The organism is Mesorhizobium sp. P2_E7, assembly GCF_056403855.1.
Genome location: NZ_JBFUER010000001.1, coordinates 2,569,165 through 2,592,374, shown reverse-complemented (window position 1 = coordinate 2,592,374; position 23,210 = coordinate 2,569,165). Strand labels below are relative to the sequence as shown.

Annotated in this window: 24 protein-coding genes; 12 read left to right on the top strand and 12 right to left on the bottom strand. The window is 63.2% G+C overall.

The features are described 5' to 3' along the window. The first annotated feature begins 102 nt into the window (after positions 1–102). Positions 103–882: a hypothetical protein gene (locus AC1DYC_RS12755; protein ID WP_477406762.1), complete on the top strand. Its 780-nt coding sequence runs from the start codon at positions 103–105 to the stop codon at positions 880–882. Between the two features lie 318 nt (positions 883–1,200). Here the strand turns inward: AC1DYC_RS12755 and AC1DYC_RS12750 are convergent, their stop codons facing one another. Beyond that, positions 1,201–1,374, bottom strand: coding sequence for a hypothetical protein (locus tag AC1DYC_RS12750; protein WP_477303020.1), 174 nt, complete (start codon positions 1,372–1,374; stop codon positions 1,201–1,203). Positions 1,375–1,780: 406 nt separating this feature from the next. Between AC1DYC_RS12750 and AC1DYC_RS12745 the strand changes: the two genes are divergently transcribed. Continuing rightward, positions 1,781–2,719, top strand: coding sequence for a diacylglycerol/lipid kinase family protein (locus AC1DYC_RS12745; RefSeq protein ID WP_477406760.1), 939 nt, complete (start codon positions 1,781–1,783; stop codon positions 2,717–2,719). A gap of 72 nt (positions 2,720–2,791) precedes the next feature. Here the strand turns inward: AC1DYC_RS12745 and AC1DYC_RS12740 are convergent, their stop codons facing one another. The 3 genes from AC1DYC_RS12740 to AC1DYC_RS12730 are packed head-to-tail and all read right to left on the bottom strand — an operon-like array spanning position 2,792 to position 6,533. Then, entirely contained in the window at positions 2,792–3,709 is a 918-nt protein-coding gene (locus tag AC1DYC_RS12740) for an NAD(P)-dependent oxidoreductase (RefSeq protein ID WP_477406758.1), read from the bottom strand. Further along, positions 3,706–4,920, bottom strand: coding sequence for a mandelate racemase/muconate lactonizing enzyme family protein (locus tag AC1DYC_RS12735; RefSeq protein WP_477406756.1), 1,215 nt, complete (start codon positions 4,918–4,920; stop codon positions 3,706–3,708). Before AC1DYC_RS12735 ends, AC1DYC_RS12740 begins: the two co-directional genes overlap by 4 nt. Beyond that, positions 4,917–6,533: a GMC family oxidoreductase gene (locus AC1DYC_RS12730; protein ID WP_477406755.1), complete on the bottom strand. Its 1,617-nt coding sequence runs from the start codon at positions 6,531–6,533 to the stop codon at positions 4,917–4,919. Before AC1DYC_RS12730 ends, AC1DYC_RS12735 begins: the two co-directional genes overlap by 4 nt. Before the next feature lie 226 nt (positions 6,534–6,759). On the opposite strand from AC1DYC_RS12730, the gene AC1DYC_RS12725 reads away from it, so the two are divergent. Together AC1DYC_RS12725 and AC1DYC_RS12720 are read left to right on the top strand one after the other, a co-directional pair. Next, positions 6,760–7,155: an acyl-CoA thioesterase gene (locus AC1DYC_RS12725; RefSeq protein WP_477406753.1), complete on the top strand. Its 396-nt coding sequence runs from the start codon at positions 6,760–6,762 to the stop codon at positions 7,153–7,155. 116 nt (positions 7,156–7,271) lie between these two features. Then, positions 7,272–7,487 (top strand): hypothetical protein, encoded by a 216-nt coding sequence (locus AC1DYC_RS12720; RefSeq protein ID WP_477406751.1) that lies wholly within the window; start codon positions 7,272–7,274, stop codon positions 7,485–7,487. A 170-nt stretch (positions 7,488–7,657) separates the two neighbouring features. Here AC1DYC_RS12720 and AC1DYC_RS12715 read toward each other — a convergent pair whose 3' ends face one another. Next, entirely contained in the window at positions 7,658–8,026 is a 369-nt protein-coding gene (locus AC1DYC_RS12715) for a winged helix-turn-helix transcriptional regulator (protein WP_477406749.1), read from the bottom strand. 89 nt (positions 8,027–8,115) lie between these two features. Here AC1DYC_RS12715 and AC1DYC_RS12710 point away from each other — a divergent pair, with 89 nt between their 5' ends. After that, entirely contained in the window at positions 8,116–8,721 is a 606-nt protein-coding gene (locus AC1DYC_RS12710) for an NADPH-dependent FMN reductase (RefSeq protein WP_477303006.1), read from the top strand. A gap of 94 nt (positions 8,722–8,815) precedes the next feature. Here AC1DYC_RS12710 and AC1DYC_RS12705 read toward each other — a convergent pair whose 3' ends face one another. Continuing rightward, positions 8,816–10,117 carry a glucoamylase family protein gene (locus tag AC1DYC_RS12705; RefSeq protein ID WP_477406747.1) on the bottom strand — a complete coding sequence of 434 codons (1,302 nt, stop codon included), beginning with the start codon at positions 10,115–10,117 and terminating at the stop codon, positions 8,816–8,818. Positions 10,118–10,476: 359 nt separating this feature from the next. On the opposite strand from AC1DYC_RS12705, the gene AC1DYC_RS12700 reads away from it, so the two are divergent. From AC1DYC_RS12700 to AC1DYC_RS12685, 4 genes are all read left to right on the top strand, one after another. Beyond that, positions 10,477–11,031 (top strand): winged helix-turn-helix transcriptional regulator, encoded by a 555-nt coding sequence (locus AC1DYC_RS12700; RefSeq protein WP_477406745.1) that lies wholly within the window; start codon positions 10,477–10,479, stop codon positions 11,029–11,031. After that, positions 11,028–12,131, top strand: a complete 1,104-nt coding sequence (locus tag AC1DYC_RS12695) for an HlyD family secretion protein (protein ID WP_477406743.1) — start codon at positions 11,028–11,030, stop codon at positions 12,129–12,131. The genes AC1DYC_RS12700 and AC1DYC_RS12695 overlap by 4 nt, the downstream gene beginning before the upstream one ends. A gap of 7 nt (positions 12,132–12,138) precedes the next feature. After that, complete coding sequence (locus AC1DYC_RS12690) at positions 12,139–13,695, top strand: DHA2 family efflux MFS transporter permease subunit (RefSeq protein WP_477406741.1); 1,557 nt, start codon at positions 12,139–12,141, stop codon at positions 13,693–13,695. A 137-nt stretch (positions 13,696–13,832) separates the two neighbouring features. Then, positions 13,833–14,711 (top strand): DMT family transporter, encoded by an 879-nt coding sequence (locus AC1DYC_RS12685; RefSeq protein WP_477408276.1) that lies wholly within the window; start codon positions 13,833–13,835, stop codon positions 14,709–14,711. A gap of 13 nt (positions 14,712–14,724) precedes the next feature. Here AC1DYC_RS12685 and AC1DYC_RS12680 read toward each other — a convergent pair whose 3' ends face one another. Beyond that, positions 14,725–16,035 carry a hemolysin family protein gene (locus tag AC1DYC_RS12680; protein WP_477406739.1) on the bottom strand — a complete coding sequence of 437 codons (1,311 nt, stop codon included), beginning with the start codon at positions 16,033–16,035 and terminating at the stop codon, positions 14,725–14,727. Positions 16,036–16,111: 76 nt separating this feature from the next. Next, positions 16,112–17,026: a LysR family transcriptional regulator gene (locus AC1DYC_RS12675; RefSeq protein WP_477406737.1), complete on the bottom strand. Its 915-nt coding sequence runs from the start codon at positions 17,024–17,026 to the stop codon at positions 16,112–16,114. A gap of 125 nt (positions 17,027–17,151) precedes the next feature. Here AC1DYC_RS12675 and AC1DYC_RS12670 point away from each other — a divergent pair, with 125 nt between their 5' ends. Further along, entirely contained in the window at positions 17,152–18,174 is a 1,023-nt protein-coding gene (locus AC1DYC_RS12670) for a zinc-dependent alcohol dehydrogenase family protein (RefSeq protein ID WP_477406735.1), read from the top strand. Between the two features lie 17 nt (positions 18,175–18,191). Here the strand turns inward: AC1DYC_RS12670 and AC1DYC_RS12665 are convergent, their stop codons facing one another. The 4 genes from AC1DYC_RS12665 to AC1DYC_RS12650 all read right to left on the bottom strand — a co-directional run bounded on the left by AC1DYC_RS12665 (position 18,192) and on the right by AC1DYC_RS12650 (position 21,615). Next, on the bottom strand, positions 18,192–18,899 hold the full coding sequence (locus AC1DYC_RS12665) for an LssY C-terminal domain-containing protein (RefSeq protein ID WP_477406733.1): 708 nt from the start codon (positions 18,897–18,899) through the stop codon (positions 18,192–18,194). 64 nt (positions 18,900–18,963) lie between these two features. Further along, a complete protein-coding gene (locus tag AC1DYC_RS12660) occupies positions 18,964–19,779 on the bottom strand; it encodes an extensin-like domain-containing protein (protein WP_477406731.1) in 816 nt (271 codons plus the stop codon). Positions 19,780–19,893: 114 nt separating this feature from the next. Further along, positions 19,894–20,988 carry an extensin-like domain-containing protein gene (locus tag AC1DYC_RS12655; protein ID WP_477408275.1) on the bottom strand — a complete coding sequence of 365 codons (1,095 nt, stop codon included), beginning with the start codon at positions 20,986–20,988 and terminating at the stop codon, positions 19,894–19,896. 201 nt (positions 20,989–21,189) lie between these two features. Beyond that, positions 21,190–21,615 (bottom strand): DUF3775 domain-containing protein, encoded by a 426-nt coding sequence (locus tag AC1DYC_RS12650; protein ID WP_477302988.1) that lies wholly within the window; start codon positions 21,613–21,615, stop codon positions 21,190–21,192. A 218-nt stretch (positions 21,616–21,833) separates the two neighbouring features. Between AC1DYC_RS12650 and AC1DYC_RS12645 the strand changes: the two genes are divergently transcribed. Together AC1DYC_RS12645 and greA are read left to right on the top strand one after the other, a co-directional pair. Further along, positions 21,834–22,373 carry a tetratricopeptide repeat protein gene (locus tag AC1DYC_RS12645; RefSeq protein WP_477285135.1) on the top strand — a complete coding sequence of 180 codons (540 nt, stop codon included), beginning with the start codon at positions 21,834–21,836 and terminating at the stop codon, positions 22,371–22,373. Positions 22,374–22,660: 287 nt separating this feature from the next. Continuing rightward, complete coding sequence (greA, locus tag AC1DYC_RS12640; RefSeq protein WP_181058741.1) at positions 22,661–23,134, top strand: transcription elongation factor GreA; 474 nt, start codon at positions 22,661–22,663, stop codon at positions 23,132–23,134. The last annotated feature ends 76 nt before the right edge of the window (positions 23,135–23,210 follow it).

The window sequence follows — 23,210 nt, the reverse complement described above, 5'->3', positions numbered from 1 at the left end:
CCCCCGGCAGCCCGCCTTTCCATCGCGCGCGAACAAGGCGGGAATTTGGCCGCGCTCCTGCAACGAGCCAGTCGATACGTTTTCGGGAGCGGCTCACTATAGGTGGATTTCGAAACGCCCGAAAGCAGATGGGTGGTGGCCATGGAGCGTTTGCGGAAAGAAGCGCAAAATAAACATTGCCTTCTATCGCAGCGACAACTGTTTCCTGGAGCGGTTTTCTATTACGATACTGACGGTGCGATACAACAAATGTCGGGGGGTACCATGGGAAGAATTGTCCGGTCCGCGGTGGTGTCGAGAGGCAGGCCGGGGCTTGAGGCCGTTGCAGGCGCTGAAGACGACGAAGGCGGGCAGAACGGTCAGGGCGAAACGGACTCGAAAGACGGCGATGGTTATCTCGACCGGGTGGCGAAATATGTGCCTGCCGAGGTCGTGGCCTTTTTCATCTTCGTCAATTCCATCCTCGTCAATGCGGTCGAGAAGCCAGCCGCCAAGGCGTTGACCGATGCGGTGGCCGCAGACTCCAAGAATATCCCGGGGGACGTCCGGGCAGCTATCTACAAGATTGAAATGGCCGGCATCAGCGTCTGGACCATTTCATGGGCCGTGCTGTTCATCGCGCTGGCAATGACGCCAGTGTACCTGAAATCGGTGAGCGATGCCGCCGACAATGCGGAGGCTCCGGGCGCCAACATCGTCATGTCGATGCTCGCTTTCCCGTTCTGGGCTTATGCCGTCGATGCTCTGGCCTTCAGGCCTTGGCATGACGGAGCCCTGGCCAGCATCATGCTCGCCACCTTCACGCTCATCAGCGGCGCTGTACGGCCGGAATATATAAACTCGGTCCTCAAATTGATCCCGGGCATCGGGCCAAAGCAGTAGGCCGGCGTGGAGGCCGGCCTCGTCGCAGTGCGGCCGTCGCCGCTTCAGTAATCGTAGACGTGTTCCAGCCTTGCGCCTGCCTTCAGCAGCGCTGGCAGCAGAAGGTGCAGCTTGCGCACGGCGACAATCAGCCCAGTGCGGCGCGTGGCCGGATCGACCGGGATCGGCTGGCTGAACAGCGCGCGGGCGCCTTCGGGCGGCGCAAGCTCGGCCGCCGACAGGACGTTAGCCGATTTTACCGAGGGTTGCAGCCCCAGCTGGAAAGGTGTGTGGGTCCAAAAGACAGTCGGCGCCGGGATTTCTCCCAGCGCCTCCCTGTCAGATCAGGAACCAGTCAGGCAGCAACTTCCCTAAAGATGTCGCGCCATGCCGGCCTTGATTTTGACGGCCCTGCCAGTCACCACCCGAGGGCGATGCCCGTTCCAGGCCACGCCGTTCTCCACCCTTGCGAGCTTCGCTCAGCGTGCCATCGAAGGTTTTGCCGTCCTTCATGGCAGCATCGGTCCGCCGTCGGCGTTCGCACGCTTTCCGCGGCCCCGTAGGTCTCGGCATCCGTCCCTAAAACAGGCAAGCCTGCTCTCGCTTCGGGCCGTACGGGCCTCAGGAAATCCGCCTTTTCGCTTTGCCTTTCGGCGTGGCGATCGGTAGCCGCCTGAGATGAGTTAAACTTACGCCGGGTAAGGGCTTTGGGGAATGGGCGCGAGCCTGTGGATAACGGGATTATCGGGGATCATTTGCCACGAATCTCGCAATTCTTGCGACTGCTGCTTTAGACAGCCTTCCCGCTTTTTGACACTCCCATCGGCAGTGCCCCTTGCTCCGGCGGTCGGCACGGGTTTCAATGCCGGCAAAGGACTCTGCGGCCACCACGTCCCGCCGTCCTTTTGGGGAGGCGTCGTTGAAAGTCGGGGTGGTGCTCAATCCGATTGCGGGTGGCGGCCGGCTGAAACGGCATTGGCCGGAGGTCGCCGCGTCGCTGAACAAGCATTTCGGCGAATTCGAGCTGCGCGAGACGCAAGCCGAGGGCGATGCCGAAAGGCTGGCGCTCGACCTCGCGGCCAGCGGCTTCGATCTGGTGATCGCGGCCGGCGGCGACGGCACCGCCAGCGAGGTGGCGGACGGCTTGCTGCAGGCATTCGACGAGAGCGGCCGGACAACCGAACTCGGTTTGCTGCCTTGCGGCACCGGGATTGACTTCGCCCGCGGGCTCGGCCTGCCGAAAGAGGTGGATGCCGTGCTGAAACGGATCGCCGAGGCCAAGGCGCGCAAGGTCGATGCCGGGCGCATCTGCTACATCGACGATCATGGCGCGCTGGCCAGCCGCCATTTCATCAACATCGCCAGCCTCGGCCTGTCCGGCGCGACCGATCGCGCGGTCAATGCCGACAAGCGCAAGGGCAAGATGTCGGCAAAGGCGCTGTTCCTGTGGCGCACAGTGGTCGAGTTCATCCGCTACCGTTTTCAGGATGTCCGGATCACCGTCGATGACCGCGCTCCGGTCGAAGCGCGCATGGCGCTGGTGGCGGTGGCCAACGGAAGGTTCTTCGGCGGCGGCATGATGATCGCACCGGACGCCGAGCTCGCCGACGGCCAGTTCGACATCGTCATCCTGCGCGCGGCCGGCAAGCTGAAGCTGATCTGGGACATCCGCCTGCTTTATGGCGGACGGCATCGCAATCATCCGGCCATCACCATATTGCGCGGCCGGAAAGTGGTGGTCGAACCGCTCGGCGATGTCGAGAAAAATGGCGCGCTTGTCGACATAGATGGCGAATCGCCAGGGCGTATTCCCGCGACCTTCGAGATTCTGCCCGGTGCGCTGACGTTGAGATATTGAATCAAGTGCCTTAGGCGCTGATTCTGAAGGCCAGACCAAGCCGCTGAAGACATTGGCTAAATGCTTTGCCGGCTAGGTCTCAAGTTTGGACGGGAAGCCGGGCGCGCGCAGGTCGGTTCCGACCGCATCCTCTAGCAGTTTGACGATCTGGGTCGACCAGGCGCTGCCGCCATAGGCCGCTTTGCCCTGCTCGAAAATCGCGTTGACGCGCGCGGCAAGGTCGAGCGGTACGCCGGATTGTTCGGCCATGCGAAGCGCGAAGCCGAGGTCCTTCAGCGCCAGGTCCATGGTGAAGCCGATGTCGTAGGAGCCATTCAGGATGAGCTGGCTTTCGGTCTCATGAACGAAGCTGTTGCCGGAGGACGCGACGATGGCGTGGTAGGACTGGGCGAGATCCAGCCCGCCCTGTTTGGCCAGCATCAGCGCTTCGCCGGCGGCGACGAGATGGATGAAGGCCAGCATGTTGGTGATGACCTTGATGACCGCCGCCGAGCCGATCGGTCCCATCAGAAACGATTTTGCGCACATCGCTTCGATGGCCGGCCGATGCCGTTCGTAGAGGGCTGCATCGCCACCGACCAGCGCTGTGATCTTGCCGACCGCTGCGAGGTGCACGCCGCCGGTGACCGGACACTCCAGCGTCTCGACGCCCTTGGCCGAGGCGAGGGCGGCAAGTCGCAGAATCTCGTCGCGGCCATTGGTCGACATTTCGATCCAGGTGCCGCCCTTGGGCAGACCTTCGAGCAGCCCGCCCGGACCGGCAAGCACGGCTTCGCTGACCTTGGGCGAGGGCAGGCAAGAGATGGCATTGCCGGCCAGCGCTGCTGCTTCTGCGGGGTTGGCTGCCGCCAGCGCCCCGAGCGCAACCATGCGCTCGACGGCTGCGGGGTCGCGGTCGAAGACGGTCACGGTAAAACCGTTGCGCAGCAGGCTGGCGGCAAGGTTGCCGCCGAGATGGCCAAGGCCGATGAAGGCGTAGCGCTCGCTCACGGCATCAGCGGCGTTTGCATCATCTGCAGATGCAAATCCTTGCCGGTGTAGGGATGCGCGTCGCAGACCGCTTCATTGAGTTCGACGCCGAGGCCGGGTTCCTTCGAGGGAATGACGTCGCCGTCCTGCCACTCGATCTTCTTCTTCAACAGCGTGGCGTGAAAGCCATCCCACTGCTTCAGCGATTCCAGGATGAGGAAATTGGGCAGCGTCACCGCCAGTTGGATGTTGGCCGCGCCGACGATCGGCCCGCAATAGCAATGCGGCGCGATCTGGATATGATAGGCCTCGGCCATGGCGGCGATCTTCTTGGTTTCCAAAATGCCGCCGGAGCGGCCGAGATCCGGCTGCAAGATGGTTGCGGCACGGTTTTCGATGACGCGGGCGAATTCGAACTTGGTCGTCAGCCGTTCGCCGGTGGCAATCGGGATCGAGGTGCCGCGGGCGACCTGCGCCATTACTTCCGGCATATCAGGCGGCACCGGCTCTTCGAACCACAGCGGATCATAAGGCTCGATGGCGCGCGCCATGCGCAGCGCGCCCGATGCGGTGAACTGGCCATGCGTGCCGAACAGAATATCGGCGCGGGTGCCGACGGCTTCGCGGATCGCCTTGATCATGCGGGTGGAGACATCGATGTCGACGAGGCGCGGCTGGTGACCGTCAAAGGCCGTGTAAGGGCCGGCCGGGTCGAGCTTGACGGCAGTAAACCCCTGCTCGACATATTCGAGCGCGCAGGCTGCCGCCATTTCGGGGTCGTTGTAGACGTTCCTGCCGTCCGGCGCGTCTTCCGAATGGACGCTGCCGGTGTGCGGATAGAGATAGGTGTAGGTGCGCAGCGTTTCGTGCACCTGGCCGCCGAGCAGTTTGTAGACAGGCTTGTTGGCCTCCTTGCCGACAATATCCCAGCAGGCCATTTCCAGCGCCGAGAAGCAGCCCATGCCGGTCACGTCGGGGCGCTGGGTGAAACCAGAGGAATAGGCGCGGCGGAAGAAGTTCTCGATGTCGTGCGGATCGTGGCCGATCAAGTAGCGCTCAGCCATGTCTTCGACGAGCTTGGCCGTAATGTGGGCCGAGAAGGTGGCGTTGTAGGCCTCGCCATAGCCGACGACACCACCGTCGGTGGTCAGCTTGACGAAGATGAAATACTTGCCGCCGATGCCTGGCGGCGGATTGCCGACAACCCAGGTCTTGACGTCGGTGATCTTCATTTTTGGTCCTCCAGAACCAGTTCGGCGCCCTTCCATCCGGTCATGATGGCGGCGGCGTTGGTGTTGCCGGTGATGTTGGCGGGAAAGATCGAGGCGTCGATGACGCGCAAGCCTTCGAGGCCGTGTACTTTCAGGCGCGAGTCGACGACGGCGCTCCCGGCATCAGGGCCCATGCGGCAGGTCGAGACTGGGTGATAGACGGTGCCCGAGCGCTTCCTGAAATCGGTGATCAGGTCGGCGTCCGACTGGATCGATGGCCCCGGCAAGACTTCTTCGGCGATGATCTCGGCCATGGCCGGCATCGAGGCGATCTTGCGCACGAATTTCACCGCCGCCAGCATCTCGTCGACATCGGCATTGGTGGAATAGGCGTTGGCGACGATTTTGGGGTAATCGCGCGGGCTGCTGGAGCGGATCATGATCTCGCCGCGGCTCGACGGGCGGCAATTGGACAGGCCGATGGAAAAGCCCGGCCACGGGTCCGGCGTCAGGATCGGCCGCTCGCCGCTCTTCGTAATGACGGTCGAGAAGGCCTGGAAGTAGAGCTGCATGTTGGGGCGTGAAAACGCCGGGTCGGTGCGGAAGAAACCGCCGCCATGGTTCATCGACAGCGACAGCGGGCCGGAATGGGTCAGGATGTATTGCATGCCGACCAGCAGCTTGCCCCACCAGGGACGCAGGATCTGGTTGAGCGTCGGCACCTTGCCCTTGAAGGTGTAGTTGATGCCGACATGGTCCTGCAGGTGCGCGCCGACATTCTCGTTGGCGTGGACGACCGGAATGCCAAACCCCTTGAGCAGCGCCGAAGGGCCGACGCCGGACAACTGCAAGAGCTGCGGCGAGTTGATCGAACCGGCGGACAGGATGACCTCGCGGCCGGCCCGCGCCGTCTTCGTCTCGCCGTTCTGCAAATACTCGATGCCGACGGCGCGCTTGCTCTCGAACAGAATCTTGGTCGCCAGCGCGTTGGTCTCGACGTGGACATTCTTGCGCTTCATCGCCGGGCGCAGGAAGGCGCGCGCGGCCGACATGCGGCGGCCACCCTTGGTCGAGATCTGGTAGGTGCCGACGCCTTCCTGGGCAGCGCCGTTGAAGTCCGGGTTGAGCGGCAGGCCGGCCTGCTGGCCGGCGGCGAGATAGCGTTTGGTCAGCGGATGGACGGCGTTCGTCGTGTCGGTGATGTGCAGCGGTCCGCCGGTGCCGCGCCATGCGTCGGCGCCGGCTTCATTGTCCTCGATCGCCTTGAAGCCGGGCAGCAGATCGTCATAGCCCCAGCCGGGATTGCCGGCATCGCGCCAGTCGTCAAAGTCCTCGCGCGCGCCCCTGATCCAGACCATGGCGTTGATCGAGCTCGAGCCGCCCAGCAGCTTGCCGCGCGGCCAATGGTCGACATTGCCGCCGAGACCGGGATCCGGTTCGGGCTTGTAGTTCCAGTTGACCGCCGGGTCGAAGAAGGTCTTGCCGTAGCCGAGCGGCATCTGCACGTAAAAGCGGCGGTCGGTGCCGCCGGCTTCCAGCACCAGCACCGAGTAACGGCCGGAAGCCGACAGTTTGTCGGCGAGAACCGAGCCGGCCGAGCCGGAGCCGACGATGATGAAGTCATAGGTCTGCATGTGAATTTGGACGGCTCCGGAAAACTGGCCGCAGCCTAGACGCGGCAGGCTCGCCGCGTCGCCGCGCCTTCCGGCATGCGTTGTGAAAAAAGCGACTGGAAGGCGCATGGTTCGGAAATGTCACCAGGGAAACGACATCACGCGCAGCCGGCCTCGCGCATCGCGTTGACCTGTCAACGCCATGACGCTACGGGATCGAGGGCAATCGTTTCAGGGGATTTGGCGCATGGTGCACTACGCGGACGGACGGCCGGTCGGCGATCTGACCTTGCGCACGCTGGCCATGCCCGCCGATGCCAACGCCGCCGGCGACATCTTCGGCGGCTGGGTGATGGCGCAGATGGATCTTGCCTGCGGCATCCGCGCCGCCGAGCGCGCCAAGGGCCGCGTGGTGACGGCGGCGGTCAAGGAGATGTCCTTCGCCAAGGCGATGAAGATCGGCGACACGTTGTGCATCTACACCCAAGTCGAGCGCGTCGGCCGCACCTCGATGACGCTCAAGGTCGAAGCCTGGGCGCAGCGCTACCTCTCCGATCTGATGGAGAAGGTCACCCATGCCGATTTTGTCATGGTGGCGCTGGATAGCGACGGCAAGCCGAAGCCGATTCCAGCGGAAAGCTGACGCAAGTCGATTCGCCCAAGCTTGTGCTTATGTAACATCCCCCACGTGGCCGATGCGCTGCGCGACATCCGATGGTTGCCTTCCCATCCGATTCTGCGGATGGCGGAGGGAAGACAATGCGTCAACACATGCTGAACGGCTGGCTCGTGGCAGCCCTTGTCGCGCTGGTCTGTCTGCTGTGCACGACCGCCTATACCGAGATCAGGAAAGAGCTTCCAAGCGTCGCCTGTGCGCGCGACCGGACCGTTGGCAACGAGCGGACCGCCCAGCGGGCTGCAGGCGTCGAGACGTGCGGCGCGATGTGTTGCAGCAACCCCGCGACAAAGGCCTGAGGGCCTGTCAGCGGAAGCTGCTTATCAGCCTCAAGATGATCATGCGCCGGCGAACGAGACGCTGCAGTCTTGTCGCGACGGCGTGACAAGCGATGCGATACAGATCCGGTCAAACCTGGGCCACGCGCCCTCGCGTTGGAATTTCATAAACCCTTGCAACGCAATGGTTTTCAGGCGTTAGCGCCGTCGAATCTTTCACGCGCTGCCTGGACGCGCTCGGTGTTTTTGCGCGCCCAAGCGCCCAGCGCGCCGACCGGGACCAGCAGCTCATGGCCGAGCTCTGTCAGCTCATAGTCGACGCGTGGCGGGATGGTCGGGAACACGGTTCGGGTGACGAAACCGTCGCGCTCCAGCCCGCGCAAAGTGGTGGTCAGCATCTTCTGCGAAATGCCGCCGACGGCCGCACGCAATTCATTGAAGCGCAGCGGCCCGCCGCCGAGTTTGCCGACGACCAGGACGGTCCATTTGTCGCCGACGCGTTGCAGGATTTCCGAGACGGCGCGGCAGTCTTCGGTGTTGTGCGGGTGCCTCAGTAACAAAACGGTGCCTCCTTGCGCGGCCAGTTGTCAGTATCTCATATAGCGCCGGTATCCAAACGATACCAGCTTTTACATATATGGAGAGCCCCATGTCCAAGCCCAAAATCGCCATTGTCGTCGGTTCGACACGCGCCGCGCGTTTCGCTGATGTGCCCGCCCAGTGGATCGCCAAGATCGCCAAGTCGCATGCCGACATCGATGTCGAGATCGTCGACCTGCGTGACTGGCCGCTGCCCTTCTTCGACGAAGTCGCTTCGTCCGCCTGGGCGCCCTCGCAGAACGAAGTTGCGCAGCGCTGGCAAAAGAAGGTCGCCGAGTTCGACGGCTTCATCTTCACCGCCGCCGAGTACAATCATGGCCCGACGGCCGTGCTGAAGAACGCCATCGACTACGCCGCCAATGAATGGAACAAGAAGCCGGCCGGTTTTGTCGGCTATGGCAGTGTCGGCGGTTCGCGTGCTGTCGAACATCTGCGCCTAGCCGCCGTCGAGCTGCAGATGGCGCCGGTCAAGTCCGCCGTCCACATCGCCTGGGGTGACTTCCTGGCGGTCCGCCAGGGCGAAAAGAAGCTCGAGGAGATCGAGCATCTGAACCAGGCAGGCGCTGCCTTGGTCAACGACGTTGCCTGGTGGGCCCGGGTGCTCAAGGCTGCGCGTCAGGCCGACGCGATTGCCGGCGAAGCCCAGGCGGCCTGAGCCTTATCCTCCCAAGGATCAATCATCTTCCCAAGGGGGCGGCGCTTGCGCCGCCCTTTTTCATTGACGATGGTGCGGAATAGATCGCTGTCCGTCACAGCCAACCGCCGGAAAAACCAGCGCGGCGCAGACCTGTTGTGATAGCCGGCACGCGGCGCATCAGCCGCCACAGGAAGTCCGTTCGGTAATTCTCGATCATCAGGGCGATAGGCCCCTGATTGATGCCGACATGGTCCGGCGATACCCAGCCGCAGGCGCGGCCGTCGGCGGCGGCGATGGTGGGATTGAAGCTTGCGACGAAGCCGTAAGGATTGCCCACGTGCAGGTCCATCTCGTGAAAATGGCGCAGCGCCGGCAGCACGATCTCCGGCGCAAAGGGCAAGGAGGCGATCGCCGCCCACGGCGAGAGCGTGCCGTCATCCGGGCCGAACGGTGCGCCGCGTGCGAGATAACCGTAGAAGCGACGGCCATCGATCGTCATTTCCCGTTTGATCGGGCCTGGGCCGTCGCTGGCGGTGACGCCCCAACAGTTTTCGCCATAGCCGATCAGTCCCTTCGGATTGCGGATGGCATAGTCGCGCTGCAGGTAGGTCGCCTGGCGGGTGTTCTGGAAATAGTCGCTGTCGTGATCGCGCATGAAGGCATCGCGGATGCCGCGAAAGTCAATCCAGATATGCGAGAACTGGTGGATGAAAAGCGGTCCGGCATAGATCAGCTCCCGGCCGTAAATGGTCTTCCACTTGTAGGTGGACAGCCAGGCCGCGTAGCTCTCAGGCGGCAGCGCGTGTGTCGGCGATCCCAAACCAAGCACGTAGAGGATCAGCGCCTCGTCAAATCCTTGCCAGTGATAGCGCAGAAAACCTTTTTCGGGCCGCCAGCCATGGGTGACGGTGGCGCCGCCATTTTGCGCCCAACGCCAGTCGGTGCGGCGGTAGAGCGCATCGGCGAGCTGGCGGATCTCCAGTTCGGGTTCGTCGTCTTGGTCAAAATAGGCGCCGGCGGCCAGGACGCCGGCCAGCAGAAGTGCGGTATCGACCGTCGACAGTTCGCACTTCCAGACGCGGCGGCCGGTCTGCATGTCGAGGAAATGATAGTAGAAACCCTTATAGCCGGTGGCATCGGGCTCCGGTCCGTGCGGGGCGTTCCAGAAGAAGCGAAGGGTAGCGAGCGTTCGCTCGATTGCAGCGGCGCGGGTCATGAAACCGCGCTCGACACCGACGGGATAGGACGACAGGGCAAGCCCGACGGCGGCTATGCTGGCAGGCGACGCGGCCGTGTTGCGGTCGGCGACCAGGCCATTGGCAGGGTTGGCCTCATTGAGAAAATACTCGAAGGACAGGCGCTGGATGTCTTGGAGAAGCTCGTCGTTCCGGGCGTGTTCGTTCGATGCATCCATGCCTTTCGATATAGAGGCTTTGGCCGCGTTTCCCAATCTTCCCGTGGATCAATCATGGGTGAGGATGGCGCAGGCCGATAGCGAACCTATTGTGCGAGCGGGGCGGAATTTATACCGGCCCCGAGCCCCTTCACTCATGCCTCTGCCTTGCGCGGTTCGGCGAGCATGCGCAGGCACGCGAGCATCTGACCAAATCGTCCTGACTCCACATCGCGGGCTTGCCTGCCAACTTTGAGCTGCCGTATCGGCGTGCAGGCGCCCTCGTTCCGAGCGCTCCTCTCCGCGATCACGGCTGAGTGACTTGCATAATGCAATTAACATGACTATGTGTCACTTTCATTTTGAAAGAGACCTCTGTCATGGTTGCAAAGACAAGCTTCGAAAACCGCCCGTGCCCGATTGCGCGCAGCCTCGACGCCGTCGGCGAGTGGTGGAGCATTCTTTTGCTCAGGGACGCGTTCCAGGGCCTGACGCGCTTCGACCAGTTTCAGAAGAGCCTGGACATTGCGCCCAACATTTTGACGCGGCGGCTGAACAGCCTGGTCGAGCGCGGCCTGTTCGAGAAGCGTGTCTACTGCGAACGGCCACTTCGCCATGAGTATGTTCTGACCGCCAAGGCGCGCGATTTCCGCCCGGTTCTGCTTTCGCTGCTCGCCTGGGGCAACAAGCATCTGGCCCCTGAAGGCCCGAGCCTGGTCGTGGTGGACAGAGCGGATGGACGCTGGGCCGAGCCGGTTCTGGTCGACCGCCAAACCGGCAGCGAACTCGATAGCGAGGGCTTCACCCTGGCGACGGGGCCGACGGCGACCGACCGCATGCGGCAGCGCTATCGCTTCAGCAGCGAAGGCTCAGGCCTTCCACTCATCGACAACACATTGTTTGACCAAAGTCGCGAAGAGGCGCGGGGCAAATGAACAAGGTCTTATCCGCTGCCGAGTTGCAGCCAGCGCAGCCGTCGACTGTGCAAATCCCTACGCATGCCAAATCGCGCCGCAAGCCGTTGCTGATGCTGGGCGCGCTGGTGGCGATCGGCCTCGCTGGATGGTACGGCGTCGACTGGTGGCAGGCAGGCCGTTTCCTTGTCTCCACAGACGACGCCTATGTCGGCGGCAACGTGACGCCGCTGGCGCCGCGGGTCGCCGGCCACATCGATCAGATCCTCGTCGAGGACAACCGGCATGTCGCCGCAGGACAGCTCATCATCCGCATCGACGATCGGCCGTTCAAGGCGGCGCTGGAGCACGCGCAGGCGTCCGTCCAACAACAGCAATCGGCCCTCGACAATCTGCGCGCCCAGGTCTCGCTGCAGAATTCGGTGATCGAGCAGGCCGAGGCCGATCTCGAGGCCAAGAGCGCTGCCGCGACCTTCACCGCCCAGGATGCCAAGCGCTATGAGGTGCTGGCCACCACCAGGGCCGGAACGCAGCAGGATGCGCAGAGAAGCCTTGCCGCCGACGGTCAGGCCAAGGCTACCGTCGCCGCCTCGCGCGCGGGGCTGGCAGCCGCCAAGCAGCAGCTCGACGTGCTCAACACCCAGATCGCCGAAGCGACCGCCGCAGTAGCGGCGGCCAAGGCGGATGTCGATACGGCCGAGCTCGATCTTGGCTTCACTGAGATACGCTCACCCATCGACGGCGTGGTCGGCAACAGGCTGGCGCAGGTCGGCAGCTATGTCTCGCCGGGCAGCTATCTGCTGACGATCGTTCCGGCATCGGGCCTGTGGGTCGACGCCAATTTCAAGGAAGACCAGCTGCGCGAAATGACCAACGGCCAGGCCGCGACGGTCTACACCGACATCGCGCCCGACGCGCCGCTGAAAGGCCACGTCACCAGCCTGGGGCCGGCGACGGGAGCAATTTTCAGCGTCATCCCGCCGCAGAATGCGACCGGCAATTTCACCAAGATCGTCCAGCGCGTTCCCGTCCGGATCGCGATCGACCAGGACCAGGCGCAAAAGGTCGCGCTGCGGCCGGGCCTGTCGACCACGGTCACCGTCGATACCGCTTCGCACTGAGGGCGTCATGTCCGAGCGCCCGCAATCCTTCATCACCAGCATCCTGCCGTTCATGGTGATGTGCGTTGGCATGTTCATCGCGCTGCTCGACATCCAGATCGTTGCATCCTCGCTGCAGGATATTGGCGGCGGCCTGTCGGCGGCGCAGGACCAGATCGGCTGGGTTCAGACCTCCTACCTCGTGGCGGAAATCATCGTCATCCCGCTGTCGGGCTGGCTCACCCGGGTGTTCTCGACGCGTTGGCTGTTCACCTTCTCGGCAGCCGGCTTCACGCTGGCCAGCATGCTGTGCGGCTTCGCCTGGAGCATCGAAAGCATGATCGTGTTCCGCGCGCTGCAGGGGCTGCTCGGTGCGTCGATGATCCCGACGGTGTTCACCTCGTCATTCCACTATTTCCAGGGTCCGAGGCGCGTCTATGCGGCAGCGGTGGTCGGCAGCATCGCGTCGATCGCGCCAACGCTCGGGCCTGTCATCGGCGGCTGGATCACCGACACGCTAAACTGGCACTGGCTGTTTTATGTCAACGTCGTTCCCGGCACCATCATCACCATCCTCGTCGCGCTGCTTGTCAAGATCGACAAGGCCGATCCGTCGCTGCTGAAGGGCGCCGACTATATCGGCATGGTGCTGATGGCCGTCAGTCTCGGCACGGCCGAATATGTGCTGGAAGAGGGCACGCGCTGGAACTGGTTCGACGACGCAACGATCCGCAATGGCGCCATCTTGGCCAGCGTTACCCTGGTCCTGTTCGTCATCCGCAGCCTGACCTATGCGCAGCCGGTGGTCGACTTTCGCGCCTTCGGCAACCGCAACTTCGCCATTGGCTGCTTTCTCTCCTTCGTCACCGGCATCGGCATCTTTGCCACGATCTATCTGACGCCTTTGTTCCTCGGTTATGTCCGCGGCTACGACGCCTATCAGACGGGGCTCGCGGTGTTTTCCACCGGCGTCGCGTCGATGGTCGGCGTGCCCGTCTACATCTTCCTCGCCAAGCGCTTCGATACGCGCTGGCTGATGATGTTCGGCCTGGCCTCCTTCGGCGCCTCGATGTGGAGTTTTTCCGCCATCACCAGCCAGTGGGGCGCCGCACAGCTGCTGCTGCCGCAAATCTTCCGTGGCTTTCCGCAGGTGTTTGCCGTGGCGCCGAGCGTCAATCTCGGCCTTGGCAGCCTGCCGCCGGAGCGGCTGAAATATGCCAGCGGCCTGTTCAACACCATGCGCAATCTCGGCGGCGCGGTCGGCATCGCCATTTGCGGCGCGATCCTGAATGATCGCACCAACTTCCATTTCCTGACCATCGCCTCGCATCTGACGCCGCAAAACGAGGCGGCGATGCGGCTGCTCGACAATGTGGGCGCACGCTATGGGCAGTTGCCGGGCGCCGTCGATGATGGCCATACCGCGGCGCTGAAGCAGCTCTGGCAGTTGGCCTATCGCGAGGCCTCGACCATGGCCTATGCCGATGCTTTCCTGGTCATCATGGTCGCCTTCGTCATTGCGACTGCGCTGGTCCCATTCCTGCGCAACGTTACGCCAAAGGCGCTGCCGCCGGACGCGCATTGAGGGCAAACTTGCCTTGGACCGCCATATGGACAGGGCTGCCATCTGGCCCTGCTTTTTTGCCCTGATATATCCGGCTGCGATCCATCACATGAGCAGTCCCCGTGAAGTCACCCAGCCTGACAGGCGTCGTTTCCCCCATGATCCCGGTGCTGGTCTGCGCGCTGGCGATCTTCCTTCTGTCCGCCATGGATGCGGCAATGAAGGTTCTGGTCATCGCCGTCGGTGTCTACAACACGGTGCTGTGGCGAAGCATGCTTGCAACCGTCGTCGCGGGCACGGCCTGGGCGGCAGGGCGGCGCGTGCTTCCCGCGCCTTCCGTGCTCAAGCTGCATGCGCTGCGTGCCGTCGTTGTCTGCATCGTCCTGCTGTCATTCTTCTGGGGGCTTGCCAGGCTGCCGCTGGCGGATGGGATCGGGCTTAGTTTCGTAGCACCGCTGTTTGCTCTTCTGCTGGCCGCGCTGCTGTTGGGCGAACGCATCCAGCGCCAGGCGATCTGGGCGTCGCTGGCCGGCATTGCCGGCGTCGTCATCATCATGGCCGGACAGTTCGGGCAAGGCAGTTACACCGGGGATGCTCTGCTTGGCACGGTGGCGGTGCTCGCGTCGACAGTGTTCTATGCCTACAACCTGATCCTCTCGCGGCGACAGGCGCTGGTGGCCAAGCCAGGCGAGATCATGATGTTCCAGAACCTGTGCGTCGCCACCGTCCTTCTCCCCGCCGCGCCCTGGCTGGCGGTTGCCCTGCCGGGCAATCTCTGGCTTCCCCTTGCGGGTGTGACGGCTTTGTCGCTCTCCGGCCAGTTCCTGATGAGCTGGTCCTATGCGCGCGCCGAAGCGCAATATCTGATCCCGACGGAATATTCGGCCTTCATCTGGGCGATCGTGTTCGGCTGGCTGTTCTTCGATGAGGCGGCGACCTGGACCACGTTGGCGGGTGCCGCCCTGATCGTGGCCAGTTGCCTGATCGCCTCGCGGTCCAATCCCAGACTTGCCGAACCGATCGAAGCCGCGGTGTGAAGGGACACTGTTGTCAGCGCACCACTTCGCGATGGCCGCTGGGCAGGCGGGTGGCGATCAGCTTGTCGATGCGGCGGCCGTCGAGGTCGACGACCTCGAAGCGCCATCCCTGCGCGTCGACGCATTCGCCCGTCGCCGGCAGATGATGCATGTGCGACAGCACATAGCCGGCGACGGTTTCGTAGTCGCGGTTTTCCGGCAGGTCGATGCCGAGAACCTCGGCCATCTCATCGGCCTGCATGTAGCCGGCGAGCAGCCATGAGCCGTCCTCGCGCTTGACGGCGTTTTCCTCCTCGCCGGCATCGAGATCGGCGCGGAAGACGCCGGTGATGGCTTCGAGAATGTCTGCGGGGGTGACGATGCCTTCGAAATGGCCGTATTCGTCATGCACCAGCGCCATCGGCACGTCGGAATCCTTCAGCTTCTGCAGCACGTCCAGCGCGTCGGCCTGGTCATAGACGATGGGGGCGGCGCGTACGTGCTTGCGCGGGTCGAGCGCGCGGCCGGCCAGCAGGGCGGCCAGCACGTCGCGGGTCTGGACGACGCCGACCATGACATCGACGCCGCCATCGCCCGCCGGCAGGCGCGAATGCTGGGTGTCCATCAACAGCTTGCGGATGGCGCTCTCATCCGCCTGCAGATTGATCCAGTCGACCTCGGTGCGTGGCGTCATCACCGCGCGCACCGCGCGGTCGCCAAGTCGCATGACGCCGGCAATCATGCGCCGTTCGTCGGATTCGATGGTGCCGTGATGCTCGGCCTCGGCGACCAGCATCTTGATCTCCTCGTCAGTGACCTTCTCGTCGCTTTCGCCGCGCTGGCCGAGCAGCCACAATATGGCGCGGCCGGAAATGTCGAGCAGGAAGACGAGCGGCGCCGAGACGGTGGCAAGGATGGTCATCGCCGGCGCCGCGCGGGCGGCGACGCGTTCGGGATCGCGCAGCGCGATCTGCTTGGGCACCAGTTCGCCGACGATCAGCGAGAAATAGGTGATGATGGCGACGACGATGCCGACGCCGAGCGGATCGGCGATGTTTTCGCGGATGCCGGTCGAGGCCAGGTACACCGACAGCCTGTCGCCCAGCGTGGCGCCGGAGAAGGCGCCTGACAGCACGCCGACCAAGGTGATGCCGATCTGCACCGACGACAGGAACTTGCCGGGGTTGGAGCCGAGCGCCAGCGCGCGCCCGGCGCCGTTGACGCCGCGGTCGATCATCGCCTTGAGCCGTGCCGGGCGCGACGAAACGATGGCGAGCTCGGACATCGATAGAAGGCCGTTCACACAGATGAGGACGACCACGGTAGCGATTTCGACGTATAGCATCAGGGGTCAATAGCATTGCCGCGCGGTTTTCGAAAATAGATGGCCGCGATTTTTCAAGATGACGGGCGCGGATCTTTCAAGCGACATCCCAAGGCGGCGACGAAAAACGCTCGACCAGGGCATCGACGACGACGCGAACCTTCGGCGCCAGGTTGCGTGTCACCGGCCAGATGGCATGCACGACGACGTTTTCGACCAGACAATCCGACAGAACCATCTCAAGTTCGCCGCTTTTGAGGCAGTCGGCCGCCAGCCAGGTTGGCAGAAAAGCAATGCCGCAGCCGGCAAGCGCTGCATCCAGCATCGGTTCGCCATGACCGAGGACGAGCCGCGCTTTGGGCACGAATTTTCCGAGATGTCCGTCGCTATGCCTTACGGTCCAGGGCCTGACGACGCCGTCGCGGCCGTAACCGATGACGCTATGGGCGGCAAGATCCTCGATCGATCGCGGCCTGCCGTGGTTTTCGAGATAGGCAGGGGCGGCGCAGATCGCCGAGCGCTGGGCATAGATGCGACGCGCGGCGAGCGACAGGCTGTCGTCGAGATCGCCCATCCGGATGGCGAGATCGATGCCTTCCTCTATCAACTCGACCCGCCGGTCATTGAAGGAGATTTCTACCGTCAGATCCGGGAACTGCCTGGAAAGATCGAACAGAACAGGGGCGACGCAGCGGCGGCCGAAGGCCAGAGGCACGTCGACACGAAGCCGGCCGGAAGGCACCTGGCGACGCAAGGCAATCAACGCGTGGGCAGCCTCGATCTCAGCCAGCGCCCTGACAGAGGCTTCATAGTAGCTGACGCCTTCGCTGGTTGGGCTGAGGCTGCGAGTGGTGCGGTTGAGCAGGCGAACGCCGAGGCGCTGCTCCAACTGCGCAATCGTCTTGCCGACCGCCGATTTCGTCACATGCATACGTTCGCCGGCACCGGTGAAGCTGCCGGCCTCCACCACGTGGACGAAGGCGACGATGCCTTGCAGGTTGGCTGATTCCATTGGTCGCTCTATTGTAGAGGTCAGGTATTCAATCTGTTGCCGAATATGCCGCATAGAAGCGCTATTTTCCATAGAGAAATGGCATAGATGTCTCGCGTGACGTCAATCAGGGAGCGCGAAACAAGATGAGCACCCAAGGCAACAGATCCTGGCAGATGACCGGCTTTGGCCTGTCCAGGCTGAAGAGGGTTGAAGGCAAGGTTCCCGAGCCAGGCCCGCGCGAGCTTCTGGTGCGAACCAAAGCGGTATCCCTGAACTACAAGGACAGGATGATCATCGACGGCACGCTGATCCCTGACCTTGTCTTTCCCTTCGTGCCGACATCCGACGCACTGGGCGAGGTGGTAGCCGTCGGCAAGGAGGTCAGCCGTTTTCGAGTCGGGCAGCGCGTGCTCGGGCAGGTGATCGCCGACTGGCCGGATGGCGAGGCTCCACCGGTGCTGCACAAGCACACGCTGGGGTCGTCGCTCTCGGGCATGCTTTCCGATCACGTCGTCCTTGGCGAGGAAGCCGCAGTGTCGGCGCCACCATCGCTCAGCGATGTCGAGGCCGCGACGCTGCCGATCGCGGCGCTGACAGCGTGGTTCGCATTGGTCGAGGCGACCAAGCCGGTGCCAGGCCAGACTCTTCTCATCCAGGGCACCGGTGGTGTGTCGCTGTTTGCGTTGCAGTTTGCCAACGTATTCGGTCTGCGCTCCATCGTTACGTCGAGCAGCGACGAGAAGCTCGAGCGGGCGAGGCAACTCGGCGCCTGGCAGGTGATCAACTACCGGACCCAGCCGGCATGGGACAAAGCCGCGCGCGACCTGACGGCGGGCATTGGCGTCAACCATGTGCTGGAAATGGTCGGCGGCGACAATGCGCGGCGTTCGCTCAGTGCGCTGGCCGCGGATGGCCGCCTGTCGATCATCGGCGTCCTCGGCGGCACCGAGCTCAGCTTTCCGATCCTGCCGTTCATGCGCAACCGCATCACCGTGCAGGGCCTGTCGGTCGGCCATCGCCGTGCTTTCGAGCGGATGAACCAGGCGATCGAAGCGTTGGCGCTCAAGCCGGTCATCGACAAGGTGTTTGGCTTCGAAGAGGTGCCGCTGGCGTTGAAGCATCTTGAGAAAGGGCCGTTCGGCAAGATCGTGATCACCATGACCTGACCCTTTGCAATCTTTTGCTATGGCAGCCGCTTCAGGGCGCCGACAATGGCCTTGCCATCGGTGAAATAGGGATCGCCGCCGCCATTGCGTCCGGTTTTGGTGGCGCCGATGCCGGGGATATCACTCACCGAGATCACCATGCCGGCCGCAGTCAGGTCGTGGATCACGAGATCGCGCTCGGCGTCGATGTCGGGACCGATGTGGTGGGTGATGGCGCCGGTGTCGTGGCTGAGCCCAACGCCGCGATCGAAGCTGGCCGAGCCCAGCCAGAGCGGGCGGCCATCGTCGCCGGTCGCATCGGTGTGCCAGAAGCGGACATGATGACGCCGGTCGGCGCTGCCGCCGACCGGTTTTTCAAAGGCGAGGTCCTGGGCGCGGCCTTCGAACAGCAGCCGGCTGACCGGTGCGTCGGGATAGGGACGATCGAACAGCACGCTTTCCCCGATTTCGATCGCGGTCTTCAGCGTCACGCCATCGGCAGTGTCCCATCCGGCAACGGCGAAGGCATGCACAAGCTCCTTTTCGCTGCCGACAAGGCCGACATTGATCGGGTCGCCAGGAATGCCTTGCGGCGTATGCGTCACCATTTCGAAGGTCTGCTTGCGAAAGCCGCGATCGCGAAACGTCCAGAACTCAGGTGCGGCGACATAGGCGAGCGCCAGCCAGGCGGCCACGAAAGCCGCAAGCCAGATCGTTGCGCGTCGTCTGAGGCTTTTCTGTCCCACCTGTCGCCGCCTGCTTGCGAGGCGTCACTTTATGCGGGGTAAGCGGGCTTTGGCAAAGAGCCGGCTACCGGCAGGCGCGGTAGCCGCTCTTGCGGTTCTTGATGTCGAAATGGAAATGGTTGCGGTGGTCGTAGTTGTAGCCGGGGCCGAGCACGGTGGTGAAATACTGGCAGCCGTCGGCGCGCACATTGTTGAGGAAACCACGGGTGCGGAAGGCAAACAGCCCGGGCTTGCGCACGTCGATGTCGTCGCCATTGTTGAGCTCGATGCTCATGACGTCGAGCGCGTTGCCCTTGCCGTGCTCGGACAAAACACCTTCGCCGGCGATGTTGCGGCAGGAATAGCTCGAGCCCTGGTGGATGGTCTTGACGCCCGAGAAATAGCGCCAGCGGGCGGAGGGGACCAGCTCGTTCCTGGTCCAGGCGGCAAAGCTGGCGGCCATGTCGCAGGTCAATGTCGCCGCCGGCTTCATCTGGATGCCGCCAATGGCCGAGACCTTGACCGGATAATCGATGCCGCATTGTCCTTCATGGATCGGCTGGACGTCGGTGTATTCGACGCCGAGGCGCCGCAATTCGCCACGGCAGTCGGTTTCGCTGGCCGGCATCTGTTCGGGCTCGGACATCGGCTCGTCCATGCGCGGATAGGCTGCGGTCATGTAGGGGTTGGACGGGACGAGCTTCTGCATGCCTTCATATTGCGGTTCGGCTTGCGGCACAGCCGCGGTCTGTGAGCCCACATCGACGGCCGGCTCCAAATTTAGCACGCTGCCGGTGTTGCAAGCCGAAACGGCGGCGAGCGCAAGGCAGGCGGCCACCATCGCTGCGCGTTTCGATTGGCGCAAGGTGACGAGAAAAACCGCGCGAAATCTGCCGGCCATTGACGGAATCCCTTTGACGGATATCCGGCATTTTAACGATCAAGGGTAAAGGAAAACTCAGCGCACGCGTTCATGCCTGCGGCCGAAATGCGGCACATGGGTCACCCTGCCGGCCTACTGGCAGAATGTCCCGCCGTGCCGGCGCGGTTCGAGATCGAGATGGAAATGCAGGGAATGGTCGGCATCGGCGCCCGGTCCGAGCACCGTCTTGAACGGCCCGCAGGCGGCCTTGCGCACCGCGTTGAGGAATTTCGCGTCCTTTTCGGGCGGCGCCGGGCCGACCTCGATCTTCCTGCCATCGGACAAAGTGAAGCTGGCGATATCGAGGGCGTTGCCGAAGGCGTGTTCCGACAGTTTGCGCGTACCGTGGCGCGGCCGGCAGACGAAGGCCGATGCCTGGTTGATCGATTTCAGGTCGGCGCCGAATTCAGCTTTTGCTGCCGGCTGGATGACATTGGCGGCAAAGCGGGCGGCGGCTTCGGCCATGGGGCAGTTGAGCTCGGTCGCGGGGCCGATGGCGATGGATTTTCCGAACGACTTCAACATGATGGGATAGGGGATCGAGCAGCCGATATCGGGATTGCTTTCCGCCTTGTGCTCTTCGAACTCGACGCCAAGCGCCGTCAGCCGCTCACGACAGGCAACTTCCTCCGCCGGCATTTTGGCGTCGGGCAGATCGGCCGAGCGCGGGTCGGGCAGCATTTTCTCGTCGTCGGCATCCGCGGGTTTGTCAGGCGGCTGCGGAGCGACGACCGGCGGCTCTACCTCCGGCTTCGTGACGTCGGGCCTTTCGGTCGGAACCGGCACCACGGACGGCGGCTCGGGCTCGCTTTCCGTATCGGTCGACGGCTTCGGCCCTGAGTGTTCGGGAGCTGGCAGTTCGGGCCGAGCCTGCTTTCTCTCACGGGATTTTTCTTCATTGAATCGATCGTCATTGGATCGGTTGGGCGCGCCGATGGTCTTCGGACCTTCGGTCTTTTGCTCTTCGGTCGTTGCGGCGTTGGTCTTCGGCACCTCTGCGGGACGTGCCTCAGGCACCGGAACAACGCGCGAGGGCTGTACCGGAATATCGGCGGGTGAGGGTTTTGGATCCGGCTTCGTCTGTTGCACCTGGTTTGGCGTGATATGCCGCTTGGCCCTGGGCTTCTGGCGGTGCTTGCTGCGAGGCTTCACCGGCTGGTCAGCCCGCGGTGAAAACAGCTGTTCCAACCGTTGTGACAGTGGCGTGTGATGCTTGCGACGCTGTTTGGCGTCGGCTTGCGTCAGCAGCAGGGACGTCACCAGCAGGGCCGTGACGGCCATGACCAGTGCAATCCGGAATGTTCTGGAAAAGACAAACGACCCCATCGCCCTCAACGGCGCAAGCGGCGGGAGGTTGCCTGCGGCCCATCACGAACGGTTACCCCGGCGTTACGCGCCGATCGCCTCCAGCCCTTCCTCCAGCCAGTCGGCCAGCAGCGGCATGCCAAGCAAATATTTCGCCGTGCGCTTGTTGGCGCGCTCGCGGGCGGCTGCGACCGCATCAGTCCATTCCGCCGCGTCATAGTCGCCGCGGCCGACCCAGGCCAGCGCGATGAGTTCGGCGGCTTCGTCGACATTGAGGTCGTTGATCAGTTCGCGCAGCTCTTCTTCGGTGAGGTTTTCCGAGCTTTCCTCGGCAAGCCCGTCATGGTGGTGGTTGTCGTGCCTGTCGCCGTCGAACTCGACCTCGTGCTCGGCGCCATCGTCATAATCTTCGTTGACCGCCGCGCTCAGCGCCTTCGCCTTGAGAATGAACAGGCGCACGGTGTCCGGGCCGATCGATAGCTCCCATTCCCGTTCACGGCGCTGTTGCACTCTCGCGCACTCCGCTGGTCATTTCGCGGATGATAGCGGATTTGCAGCGCGCGTCACGTCCGTTCGGCCGGCTGGGCTCACCGCCCGGCGGGATTCCGACTCGCGTGCCTGTCTTTTGAAGTGGTTTTGCGAAATAGTTTTGGTGGCGCGGCTTTTCCGGGATGAAACGGCGCTCGCCTGGCGTTAGCATTTCATCATTATCCCTCAAGGAGGCTTCGATGCGCAGACGTTTGCTGATTCAAGTTCTAGCTGTTGTCGCTCTGCCGCTGTTTGCGGCGCCAGCATTTACCGCCGGCGAGGGCGGCGGAGGCGGCAGCGACGGCGGGAGCACGAAATGCAAGAAGGGCGAGGTCTGGGACAAGAAGCTCAAGAAGTGCGTCGCGCCGAAGTACGGCATGCTCGACGACGACAACATCTATGAGGCGGGCCACGATCTGGCGATGGCTGGGCGTTATGATGAGGCGATCGCCGTGCTCAGCCTGGCCGAGAACAAGCAGGATCCGCGCATTCTCAACTATCTCGGCTATTCGCATCGCCATTCCGGCCGCGTCACGGTCGGGCTCGGCTATTACGAGGAAGCGCTGCGCATCAATCCCGATTACACGCTGGTGCGCGAATATCTCGGCGAGGCGCATCTGCAGATCGGCGACCTGGCCGGCGCCCAGGAGCAACTGGCCGAAATCGAGAAGCGCACCGGCAAAGGCTCGCGCGAATACGGCATGCTGGCCGAACAGATCTACCATTTCATGAGAAGCTGACCCCACCCCAACGGCTTCTCTGGGCCGGTTGCGAGCAATCGCAGCCGGCTTTTTGCCGTCTCAGCCGCAACACAACGCGCATGCCGTGGCGGCAACTGCACAATCGGCTCATGATTTTTCAAAAGCCCGCTTTTTCAGCGTGAAAAGCGCGCGAAGATCGCTATATTGGGGGAAATTGCGGTGAAACGGTTCCGTTAGCCCGAGGCTGCCGGACCCGTTTTCTTTTTGTACCCATCGACAAGGCTTTCCCCGAAACGCGGGGGTGGCGGCAGGAAAGGTCAGGCATCATGAACAAGGTCCCGATGACAGGCGAGGGCTTCGCGTCATTGAAGGAAGAACTGCGTTGGCGCCAGCAGGAAGAGCGGCCGCGCATCATCGAGGCGATCTCCGAAGCGCGCTCGCATGGCGACCTGTCCGAAAATGCCGAATATCATGCCGCCAAGGAGTCGCAGAGCCTCAATGAGGGCCGCGTCAACGAGCTCGAAGACTATATTGCGCGCGCCGAGGTGATCGACGTCACCAAGCTCAGCGGCGACAAGGTCAAGTTCGGCGCCACGGTCGTTCTGGTCGACGAGGACACCGAGGAAAAGAAGACCTACCAGATCGTCGGCGACCAGGAAGCGGATGTGAAATCGGGCCGCATCTCGATCTCGTCGCCGATCGCTCGCGCGCTCATCGGCAAGGAAGTCGGCGACGCCATCGAGGTCAATGCGCCCGGCGGTGCACGGGGCTACGAGATCGTCCAGGTGCAGTTCATCTAGGACCTTTTGACAATTCTACTCTGGCGGCCGACTAGCGCGGTTTTCTGCGCTTCCGGTGCTCACGTACTTAAGTACG

What these genes read in the sequence shown, in the direction of transcription:
- AC1DYC_RS12750 (WP_477303020.1), bottom strand. Translation starts at nt 1,374, where the DNA reads ATGAAGGACGGCAAAACCTTCGATGGCACGCTGAGCGAAGCTCGCAAG.
- AC1DYC_RS12735 (WP_477406756.1), bottom strand. Translation starts at nt 4,920, where the DNA reads ATGAAGATCACCGACGTCAAGACCTGGGTTGTCGGCAATCCGCCGCCA.
- AC1DYC_RS12730 (WP_477406755.1), bottom strand. Translation starts at nt 6,533, where the DNA reads ATGCAGACCTATGACTTCATCATCGTCGGCTCCGGCTCGGCCGGCTCG.
- AC1DYC_RS12725 (WP_477406753.1), top strand. Translation starts at nt 6,760, where the DNA reads ATGGTGCACTACGCGGACGGACGGCCGGTCGGCGATCTGACCTTGCGC.
- AC1DYC_RS12720 (WP_477406751.1), top strand. Translation starts at nt 7,272, where the DNA reads ATGCGTCAACACATGCTGAACGGCTGGCTCGTGGCAGCCCTTGTCGCG.
- AC1DYC_RS12710 (WP_477303006.1), top strand. Translation starts at nt 8,116, where the DNA reads ATGTCCAAGCCCAAAATCGCCATTGTCGTCGGTTCGACACGCGCCGCG.
- AC1DYC_RS12705 (WP_477406747.1), bottom strand. Translation starts at nt 10,117, where the DNA reads ATGGATGCATCGAACGAACACGCCCGGAACGACGAGCTTCTCCAAGAC.
- AC1DYC_RS12700 (WP_477406745.1), top strand. Translation starts at nt 10,477, where the DNA reads ATGGTTGCAAAGACAAGCTTCGAAAACCGCCCGTGCCCGATTGCGCGC.
- AC1DYC_RS12695 (WP_477406743.1), top strand. Translation starts at nt 11,028, where the DNA reads ATGAACAAGGTCTTATCCGCTGCCGAGTTGCAGCCAGCGCAGCCGTCG.
- AC1DYC_RS12690 (WP_477406741.1), top strand. Translation starts at nt 12,139, where the DNA reads ATGTCCGAGCGCCCGCAATCCTTCATCACCAGCATCCTGCCGTTCATG.
- AC1DYC_RS12685 (WP_477408276.1), top strand. Translation starts at nt 13,833, where the DNA reads ATGATCCCGGTGCTGGTCTGCGCGCTGGCGATCTTCCTTCTGTCCGCC.
- AC1DYC_RS12680 (WP_477406739.1), bottom strand. Translation starts at nt 16,035, where the DNA reads ATGCTATACGTCGAAATCGCTACCGTGGTCGTCCTCATCTGTGTGAAC.
- AC1DYC_RS12675 (WP_477406737.1), bottom strand. Translation starts at nt 17,026, where the DNA reads ATGGAATCAGCCAACCTGCAAGGCATCGTCGCCTTCGTCCACGTGGTG.
- AC1DYC_RS12670 (WP_477406735.1), top strand. Translation starts at nt 17,152, where the DNA reads ATGAGCACCCAAGGCAACAGATCCTGGCAGATGACCGGCTTTGGCCTG.
- AC1DYC_RS12660 (WP_477406731.1), bottom strand. Translation starts at nt 19,779, where the DNA reads ATGGCCGGCAGATTTCGCGCGGTTTTTCTCGTCACCTTGCGCCAATCG.
- AC1DYC_RS12645 (WP_477285135.1), top strand. Translation starts at nt 21,834, where the DNA reads ATGCGCAGACGTTTGCTGATTCAAGTTCTAGCTGTTGTCGCTCTGCCG.
- greA (WP_181058741.1), top strand. Translation starts at nt 22,661, where the DNA reads ATGAACAAGGTCCCGATGACAGGCGAGGGCTTCGCGTCATTGAAGGAA.